The organism is Enterobacter cloacae complex sp. P47BA (assembly GCF_014930485.1).
GTDB classification, from domain to species: domain Bacteria; phylum Pseudomonadota; class Gammaproteobacteria; order Enterobacterales; family Enterobacteriaceae; genus Enterobacter; species Enterobacter bugandensis.
Window position 1 is genome coordinate 34,635 of the sequence record NZ_JADBRF010000027.1, and the last position, 9,358, is coordinate 43,992.

Consider the following 9,358-nt stretch of genomic DNA (forward strand, 5'->3'; position numbering starts at 1 on the left):
AAGGCGAAGCCGCCACCCGGCACAACCGCATTAGCTAAACATCACCTGCGCCCAGCGCGCCAGCCCTGCGGTAACGGAGCCAAAGTCATCCCCACCGGCAATCGGAATGCCCGGCAGCTGTTCCGCCAGCGCTTTCTTGATCAGCGGCGAACGGGCGCTACCGCCGGTCAGGTAGATCACATCCGGCTTCTCTTTGCCGTTCTCCAGCGCCAGCTGGACCTGCTCCAGAATGCGCTGCAGCGGCTGAGCAAGCGCCGTCTCCAGCCCCCCCTGTGAAATCGCCGTGGCCAGATCCTCGCGGATAAACGGCAAGGAGACCGCATGTTCAGGACGGTCGGAAAGGGCGATTTTGCACTCCTCCGCAGTTCGCACCACGCGGTAGCTCAGGCGCTGACGCCAGACTTTATAGAGCAGGGCGACCTTCTCGGCATCCTGCGCGTCGCGCACCAGGTCGTTGAGGAAGCGCCCGTTCGCGGTGCTGTAAAAATCACTCTGCGCCGGAACGTCGTTGATGGCAATCACGTTCCACCACGGCAGGATCGGCAGGGCAATGCCTTTTTCGGTTTGCCCACCCATGCCGAGCAGCGGCATCAGGCTCTTAAAGGCCAGGGCGATATCCAGATCGTTGCCGCCTACTCGGCAGCCGCTGTGCCCGAGCAGGCTGTTTTCGCGGTCACGACGGTGATGCCACTGCGGTCCCATCAGCAGCAGCGAGCAGTCCGTTGTACCGCCCCCGATGTCGACGACCAGCACGCGCTTCTCTTCCGTCAGCGTGGCTTCAAAATCCAGCCCCGCCGCAACCGGCTCGTACTGAAACACTACGTCGCGGAATCCCGCCCGGTGCGCCGCACGTTCAAGGATCCCTTGCGCCTGCTGGTTGGCTTCGTCACCGCCCAGCCCCTGGAAGTTGATCGGGCGGCCAATCACCGCCTGGGTGATAGTATCCGGCACCTGCGACTGCGCCTGATTGCGGATATGCAACATCATGGCGCACACCAGATCTTCAAACATCGCCACCTGCTGCGGCTTCAGGCCGCTCGCGCCGAGGAAGGACTTTGGCGATTTAACGAAGTAGACCTCTTCCGGATCTTCAATGTAATGCCCGAGCGAGGAGAGGCCAAACTGCACGCTGGAAGGGGTAACGTCGATGTCTTCCTCGCGGTTAAAGCTGACCGCCCGACGCAGCAGCGCCTGGGTCTCCGCCGCGGTAGCCGGAACCTGATGGTGGCGGAACAGCCACTCGCTCACCGCTTCGCGCGTCGGCGCGCAGAGCATTGATGGCAGCAGCGTGCTCTCTTTTTCCATTTTCAGAAGCTGCGGTTGGCCGTTTTGCATGATCGCAACCGAGCAGTTTGCCGTACCGTAGTCAAATCCAATAAACACGATTAATCCCCATGCCGGTGAGAAGGGGCGAGACTTTAACGAAATGTCTGCATCGCGACAACAGGAATATGAAAGCAAGGCAAAACAAGGTCTTTCCGTTTATGCTGATAAAAATAAAAAGGAGCAGCGATGTATACCCTGACGTGGCAACCCCCTTACGACTGGCAGTGGATGTTTGGCTTTCTCGGCGCGCGTGCGGTGACGGGCATTGAAATCGTCACGAGCGACTACTACGAGTGCAGCTTTGCCTGCGACGGCCATCAGGGGATATTTCGCGTGACGCCGGATATCGCTACCCATACGCTGATTGTGACGCTCAGCCCGGGGTTGGTTCCGGTTGCGCAGACGTGTCTTGAACGCATCGCGCGCCTGTTCGATCTCGCCTGTAACCCGCAGCACATCGCGGATACGCTGGGGGATCTCGGCGCTGCCCGCCCCGGCTTGCGTCTGCCGGGGGCGATGGATGCGTATGAGCAGGGCGTACGGGCCATTCTCGGGCAGTTGGTCAGCGTGGCGATGGCGGCGAAACTGGCTTCCCGCGTTGTCGCCCTGTGCGGTGAGCCGGTGAAGGATGCACCGGGTTATGTCTGCTTTCCCTCCCCGCAAGCGCTGGCCGCTGCCGATCCGCTGGCGCTCAAGGCGCTCGGGATGCCGGTAAAACGCGCGGAGGCGCTGATTCATCTGGCGCAGTCGGTTGTTGACGGGACGTTTCCGTTGACGCCGCCCGAGGACGTTGAGGCGGGCATGAAGGCGCTGCAGCAGCGGCCGGGCATCGGGCGCTGGACGGCAAATTACCTGGCCCTGAGAGGCTGGCAGGCGAAAGATGTGTTCCTGCCGGATGATTATCTGATTAAGCAACGCTTCGCCGGGATGACCCCCGCGCAGATCCGTCGTTACGCCGAGCGCTGGCAGCCGTGGCGCTCCTACGCGCTGCTGCACATCTGGTATACCGACGGCTGGACGCCGTCAGTTGATGGCGAAATAACTGGTGTTGAGCAGTAGATCCAGCGGCTGCGGCTCGGCGATGGTGTCGCCATAGATAAAATCAATGCCGATGCCGGAAAGCGTATCCATCATGATGGGCTGGTTGCAGGGGCCCGCGATGGTTTTCATCCCCAGACGCTGGGCGTGGCCCTGAACGATGGTCACCATCATCTCATCCATCAGATTACCATACACGTTGCTCACCACCTCGGCGTCCAGCATCAGATAATCGGCCATGTTCGGGCTCAGGTGGCTGAAGACGTTCATGTCGCGCCCTATCTGGCTGAAGATCACCCGGCAGCCCGCCTGGCGAAGCTTTTGCAGCCCTCGCTGCAGATTCTCATCCGGATTACACACCACGTCGCTCGCGATAACCAGATGCAGCAGACGGCCCGGCATGGGGCTGTTATCGAGCAGCTCGAGGAGTTCATCGACCAGCGTTACGCTGGCTAAACCGGCGGCAGAAAGCGGCAGTGCTACCCCCATCCCTTTACGGGCGACCTGTGCGGCAGAGGTGCGGAAAAACTCACCAAAGATACGTCTGTCGAGGGCGTGCAGCAGTTCGGGCTCCGCCAGACCAGAACGGAAGGCGTGCTCCTCCTGGACTTCACCCTGGCTGGTCCACAGGCGTAGCGAAATCAGCCAGAAGTTACAGCTTTCCGGTATGCGCGGGGAGGCGACGCTGCGGGCTATCATCATCAGATGATTGTCTTTGATCATATGCCACTGTTCGTCCAGCGACATCATGCTGCGCGCGCTCCGATCCCGCTCCTGCTGCGGTTCGTACACCGTCACGATGCCGCGGCCGCTGTTTTTCGAGGCATAACAGGCAATATCCGCCTGCGACATCACTTCTGACGCCTGGTTATTATGCTCATCAATCAGCGTGATCCCTGCGCTGGCGCCAATCCGGTGCAGGCGACCTTCCCACATAAAGTGATAGTCATTGATGATATGGATCAAACGCCCGGTGATATAGCGCGCGCTCTCAATATTGCAGTCCGGCAGCAGCAGCCCAAACTCGTCGCCGCCCAGGCGCGCCAGCACGTCGCTGGAGCGAAGCATGGTTAACATCATGGAAGAGAGTTCCCGCAGCAGGGCATCTCCCGCCGCATGGCCTGCGCTATCATTGACGGCTTTGAAGCGGTCCAGATCGATAAAGACCAGCGCATGACGCTGACGCGTCTCGCGAACGGTTTGCAGAAGCCGTTTGAGATGGTTTTCGAAGCTGACCCGATTTGCCAGGTGGGTGAGGGCATCGTGCGACGCGCTGTAGCTTAGCTGACGCAGCATTTTGCGCGACTCGGTGACGTCCTGAATAACGATCACCGAGCCAATACTGTGCCCATCAAGGGTACTGAGTGGCGTAATGCTGTAGTGGATATCAAACGATCCGCCGGTGCGGCAGTTCAGCACTACATCCTGGTCGATATCGGAGCGTGACATATCGCCGCTGTGAATATTCTCCATCAGCGGGCCCCGTTCCCCAAAGGTGATGTGTAACACCTTCAGGATCGGCTGGCCGATGGCCTCGGTCTGCAGCCAGCCGCTCATCTTCTCGGCGACCGGGTTCATAAAGGTGACGTTCATGTCGATATCGGTACAGAGCACCGCTTCGCCGATGGAGTCGAGCGTGATGTGCAGGCGCTCTTTTTCCTGAAACAGCGCTTCGTTAAGCTCCTTCACCTCGGTCATGTCCATATTGATGCCGAGCAAACGTTCGACTTCACCCTCTTTATTCAGCACCCGGTTTGCCAGGGAGCGTATATGGCGCACGCCTTCCTTCACGCGGATACGGAATTCAAGCTTAAACGGCAGACGAGAAACCAGTGAATCCCGCAGCACCTGCTCCGCATGGGCGCGATCCTCCGGCAATATTCTTTCGTGCCAGAGCTGCCAGGTGGGCTTGATGTGCGGCGGAATTTCATACAGCTCAAACATCCGCTTATCCCAGCTGATGATGTCTGGCTCCAGATCCCACTCCCAGATGCCGATGCCGCCCGCTTCGTTGGCCAGCGTAATGCGCTCCATCAGCCGTTTATTGACCCACTCGGTCTGCTTCAGATCGTTAATGTCTTCAATCTGGGCGATGAAATAGAGCGGCGAGCCATCGGCATGGCGCACGACGGAGACGGCCAGAAGCGCCCAGACGACCTCTCCGTTGCGCGTGTAATAGCGCTTTTCAAGGGTGTAGGTGTTGATCTCGCCGTTGACCAGCTGTTCCAGCTGTTCCAGGTCGGTATGCAAATCTTCCGGCCAGGTGAGCTGCTGGAAGGTGAGCGACTGTAGCTCGGTCTGGCTGTAACCGAGGAAATTGCACAGCGCCTTGTTGGCCTGAAGCCACTGGCCCTCCATGCTGACTAACGCCATACCGATGGCGGAATACTCCATTGCATTACGAAAGCGCTCTTCGCTCTCGGTGATGTGTTTGCGTTCGGCACGGAAGGCATACATCACCATGGTCATCACGTTAGCGGGGAGGAGGAGCATCAGGAACGGCAGCCACGGCGCGTTCATCATCGGCCCGGCATGTTGGGTGGTCAGCGCCGAAGGGTTATGGGCAATCATCAGTGAAACGACCATCACGGTAACCAGAAACACCATGAACGCTTCCATCCGCGGCAAGCGTACGGCGCTCCACATCAGCAGGACAATCACGCAGGTAAAGGGCCACGGCAGCCAGGTGATGGATGCCCAACTGAGGGCCAGCGTTACGGCCATGGTAACCAGGGTTTCCAGCAGCAATCTCGGGTCACGGTGGCGGAGCAGGTAATGGGATTTAAACAGCAGCCCCAGCGGCACCAGCGCCAGCGCGCCAATGGATTCAGATAGCACCCAGACGATGAAATTACGCAGCGGCTCAGGGCCGGGGATCAGAAGCGTCATCAGAATACCGCCCACCAGCGGCGGCACCAGCGCGCTGCCTATTGCCAGGCGGATCCAGTCGTTTAAATTTTGCAGCGGGTTGTACCACGGAAGCAGCTTGCGCAGTAACACGGCACCGATGATGGCCTCAATAACGTTTATTGCGGTGTAGGTGGGGTTTATCGACGCCCAGGAGAACACCATCCACGAGGCCAGAATATTGCCAAATGAACAGGCCAGGGCTATCCCGGGCCACATTTTTCCTGCATGGCGGTAAAACGCCACCATCATAATGGCGGTAGGAAACCAGAGTGGCGCCAGCAGGGTACCGAAGCGGGTAAGCTCCAGCGAAAATAAGGTAAAGATAAAGGTGACCAGGCCCAGACAGACAAGTCGTAATAAAGGATGTGGGGTGGTAACCAAAACCCGCTGGTATTGTTTATTCATTACCGCTTTATCCAGAGACGCCATGCCGTCAGGAGAGAAGTGCGCACGAGTGAATTTGATAATTTGGTTTATGCTAGTACAAACAATTTACAATTCATATGGCGACTGCTCATAATTTGACATCATAGACTTATTAAATAGTTACTCGCTAAAAAATTCCTGTTAAACGCTGAAAAAACGGTCATTAAAATTTCTCTCAGGGATCAATGCGCCACTTTTCAGCCTGTCTCGCAGAACCTGCGCATTCGACTGGTATCACGCCCGCGAAATCCCTATAATTGCCGTGTTTGACGCTCCGGCGTCGTCCTTCCTTAACATCCAGGTTATTCAGGTCGCTAAATTTATGACTGATAAGTCTCATCAGTGCGTCATTATAGGCATCGCCGGCGCATCGGCTTCAGGTAAAAGTCTAATTGCCAGTACGCTTTATCGCGAACTGCGTGAACAGGTAGGTGATGAGCATATCGGCGTCATTCCCGAAGACAGCTACTACAAAGATCAATCCCATCTGTCGATGGAAGAACGTGTAAAAACCAACTACGACCACCCGAATGCGATGGATCACAGTTTACTGTTCCAGCATTTAGAAGCGCTTAAGAGCGGCCAGGCGATCGAACTGCCCGTTTACAGTTACGTAGAACACACCCGTACCCAGGAAACGATCCGCATCGAGCCGAAGAAAGTCATTATCCTTGAAGGCATCCTGCTCCTGACCGATGCCCGCCTGCGTGAATCCATGAACTTCTCCATCTTCGTCGATACCCCGCTGGATATCTGCCTGATGCGCCGCATCAAGCGTGACGTTAACGAGCGCGGCCGTTCGATGGACTCCGTCATGGCGCAATACCAGAAAACGGTCCGTCCGATGTTCCTGCAGTTTATTGAACCATCCAAACAATACGCCGATATCATCGTGCCTCGCGGGGGCAAAAACCGCATTGCTATTGATATCTTAAAAGCGAAAATCAGCCAGTTTTTTGAATAAGCCGCGCGAATTGTGTACCGTTCAGAGATAACCTGGTTTTACCCTGAGCGTTCAACGGCTCAGGGTACGATGCATGAAAGGAGAAAGTACCATGCGTCTTTGCGATCGTGATATTGAAGCCTGGCTGGATGAAGGCCGCTTGTCTATTACCCCACGTCCCCCCGTGGAGCGTATCAATGGGGTGACCGTTGATGTACGGTTGGGGAATAAATTCCGCACCTTTAGCGGTCATACCGCGCCGTTCATCGACCTCAGCGGGCCGAAGGATGAAGTCAGCGCCGCGCTCGATCGCGTCATGAGTGATGAAATCATCATTGACGAAGGCGAAGCTTTTTATCTGCACCCGGGTGAACTGGCGCTGGCGGTGACGTATGAATCCGTGACCCTGCCTGCGGATCTCGTCGGCTGGCTTGATGGCCGTTCTTCTCTGGCCCGCCTGGGGTTGATGGTTCACGTGACCGCGCACCGTATCGACCCAGGCTGGTCCGGCCGTATCGTGCTGGAGTTCTTCAATGCCGGTAAACTGCCGCTGGCGCTGCGCCCCGGAATGATGATCGGTGCATTAAGCTTTGAACCGCTGACAGGCCCGGCAGACCGGCCTTATAACCGCCGCCAGGACGCAAAATACCGCGACCAGCAGGGTGCGGTTGCCAGCCGTATTGATAAAGACTGATCGTTAGTCCATTGAGGATGCCATGAGAAGAGTTCTGACAACGCTGATGATTTTGCTGGTAGTGCTGGTTGCTGGCCTTTCGGCGTTGGTTCTGCTGGTTAACCCGAATGATTTCCGCGCTTACATGGTGCGGCAGGTCGAGGCACGCAGTGGTTACCAACTGAAGCTTGACGGGCCGCTGCGCTGGCACGTCTGGCCGCAGCTCAGCATTCTCTCTGGTCGCATGTCGTTAACCGCGCCGGGCGCGGCACAGCCGCTGGTCTCTGCGGACAACATGCGTCTCGATGTGGCGCTGATCCCGCTCATCTCCCATCAGCTGCAGGTTAATCAGGTGATGCTGAAGGGCGCGGTCATTCAGCTTACCCCGCAGACCGAAGCCGTGCGCGACGCGAATGCGCCGGTTGCGCCGCGCGAGAATACCTTACCGGATGAACCGTCCGATACGGGCTGGTCCTTTGATATAGGCAAACTGAAAGTGGCCGATAGCGTGCTGGTATTCCAGCATGAGGATCAGGAGCAGGTCACCGTTCGCAACATCAACCTGCAGATGGAACAGGATGAACACCATCTTGCGTCGCTGGAATTTAGCGGACGGATAAACCGCGACCAGCGCGATCTGTCCCTCTCGTTGAATGCAAACGTGAATGCGTCGGACTACCCGCATCAGCTGACGGCCGACATCAAGCAGCTTAGCTGGCAGCTGACGGGAGCGGATCTCCCGACCCAGGGGATCGCCGGGCAGGGGACGCTGCAGGCCGTATGGCGCGAAGAGCAAAAACAGCTGGCGCTGGATAACCTTAACCTGCAGGCCAACGACAGCAGCCTGAAAGGGCAGGCGAGCGTCACGCTCGACGATAAGCCGAAGTGGGTGCTGAACCTGCAGTTTGACAAGCTCAACCTGGAGAACATCCTGCCACCGGTGCCGGCAAGCGCAACGGACAGCGATGCCGTGCAGACGGGGCAAAGCCAGTCACCGGTGTCGCGTCCGGTTATCTCATCCAACCTTGAACAGCCTGACTATAACGTGCTGCGCGGCTTCACGGCGGATATTCTGCTGAAAGCCAACAGCGTGCGCTGGCGCGGTATTGATTTTACCGACGTGAGCGGCCAGATGTTCAACCACAACGGGTTGCTGGTAATTTCAGAACTGAGCGGCAAAATGGGGGCGGGTCACCTGTCACTTCCGGGTACGCTGGATGTGCGTAAGGACGTTGCCAGCGCTGAATTCCAGCCGCGTCTCGACAACGTTGAGATTGGCAGCATCCTCAAAGCCTTTAACTATCCGATATCCCTGACGGGTCAGCTGACGCTGGCGGGCGATTTCTCAGGCACCAAAATTGATGCCAACGCCTTCCGCCGTGAGTGGCAGGGCGAGGCGCATGTTGACCTGAAAGATTCGCGAATGGAAGGGCTCAACTTCCAGCAGCTGGTTCAGCAGGCGGTGGAGCGCAGCAGCGATGTTAAAGCCCAGGAAAACTACGACAGCGCAACTCGCCTCGACAGCTTCACCACTGACCTGACGCTGGATAACGGGGTGCTGACGCTGGCCGGGATGCAGGGAACTTCATCTATGCTGTCGTTAACCGGAGAAGGCTCGCTGGATCTGGTCAAAGAGACGGCGGACACGCGCTTTAACGTCCGGGTGCTTTCCGGCTGGCAGGGCGAAAGCAAGCTGATTGACTTCCTCAAAGAGACGCCGGTTCCGCTTAGCGTATACGGCAAATGGCAGGCGCTGAACTACAGCCTTCAGGTAGATCAGATCCTGCGTAAGCATCTGCAGGATGAAGCGAAGCGTCGGCTCAACAGCTGGGCGGATCGTAATAAAGATTCCCAGAACGGCAAGGATGTGAAGAAGCTGCTGGATAAGCTTTGACGGCGGTGTGGCCTGATGGCCTCACCCAGACCCTCTCCCACGGGAGAGGGGCAAACACTAAAACGGCAACGGGGTTGTAATGCCAGTCAGTTAAGCAACTGACTGGCTTTTTTTCGGGGCTGTGGGGTATCTCCAGGGCCTTTCCTTT

The 9,358-nt window shown here is 57.4% G+C and carries 6 protein-coding genes; 4 read left to right on the top strand and 2 right to left on the bottom strand.

Annotated features, from left to right (window positions below; translation table 11 throughout):
- Nucleotides 1-30: 30 nt before the first annotated feature.
- The gene (gene yegD, locus IM299_RS21345) at nt 31-1,383 is read right to left on the bottom strand and encodes a molecular chaperone (RefSeq protein WP_193358077.1); all 1,353 of its coding nucleotides are present in this window, start codon (nt 1,381-1,383) and stop codon (nt 31-33) included.
- A gap of 129 nt (nt 1,384-1,512) precedes the next feature.
- On the opposite strand from yegD, the gene alkA reads away from it, so the two are divergent.
- Entirely contained in the window at nt 1,513-2,385 is an 873-nt protein-coding gene (gene alkA, locus IM299_RS21350) for a DNA-3-methyladenine glycosylase 2 (RefSeq protein ID WP_193358078.1), read from the top strand.
- Here alkA and IM299_RS21355 read toward each other — a convergent pair.
- Complete coding sequence (locus tag IM299_RS21355) at nt 2,350-5,679, bottom strand: diguanylate cyclase (RefSeq protein WP_193358079.1); 3,330 nt, start codon at nt 5,677-5,679, stop codon at nt 2,350-2,352. The two genes, alkA and IM299_RS21355, sit on opposite strands and share 36 nt — an antisense overlap.
- Before the next feature lie 343 nt (nt 5,680-6,022).
- Between IM299_RS21355 and udk the strand changes: the two genes are divergently transcribed.
- The 3 genes from udk to asmA all read left to right on the top strand — a co-directional run bounded on the left by udk (nt 6,023) and on the right by asmA (nt 9,210).
- Nucleotides 6,023-6,664, top strand: coding sequence for a uridine kinase (udk, locus tag IM299_RS21360; RefSeq protein ID WP_008500855.1), 642 nt, complete (start codon nt 6,023-6,025; stop codon nt 6,662-6,664).
- Nucleotides 6,665-6,755: 91 nt separating this feature from the next.
- Nucleotides 6,756-7,337 carry a dCTP deaminase gene (dcd, locus tag IM299_RS21365; RefSeq protein ID WP_028013805.1) on the top strand — a complete coding sequence of 194 codons (582 nt, stop codon included), beginning with the start codon at nt 6,756-6,758 and terminating at the stop codon, nt 7,335-7,337.
- A gap of 22 nt (nt 7,338-7,359) precedes the next feature.
- Complete coding sequence (asmA, locus tag IM299_RS21370) at nt 7,360-9,210, top strand: outer membrane assembly protein AsmA (RefSeq protein ID WP_193358080.1); 1,851 nt, start codon at nt 7,360-7,362, stop codon at nt 9,208-9,210.
- Nucleotides 9,211-9,358: the final 148 nt, after the last annotated feature.

Coding starts and splice junctions, on each gene's coding strand:
- alkA (WP_193358078.1), top strand. CDS start 1,513: ATGTATACCCTGACGTGGCAACCCCCTTACGACTGGCAGTGGATGTTT.
- IM299_RS21355 (WP_193358079.1), bottom strand. CDS start 5,679: ATGAATAAACAATACCAGCGGGTTTTGGTTACCACCCCACATCCTTTA.
- udk (WP_008500855.1), top strand. CDS start 6,023: ATGACTGATAAGTCTCATCAGTGCGTCATTATAGGCATCGCCGGCGCA.
- dcd (WP_028013805.1), top strand. CDS start 6,756: ATGCGTCTTTGCGATCGTGATATTGAAGCCTGGCTGGATGAAGGCCGC.
- asmA (WP_193358080.1), top strand. CDS start 7,360: ATGAGAAGAGTTCTGACAACGCTGATGATTTTGCTGGTAGTGCTGGTT.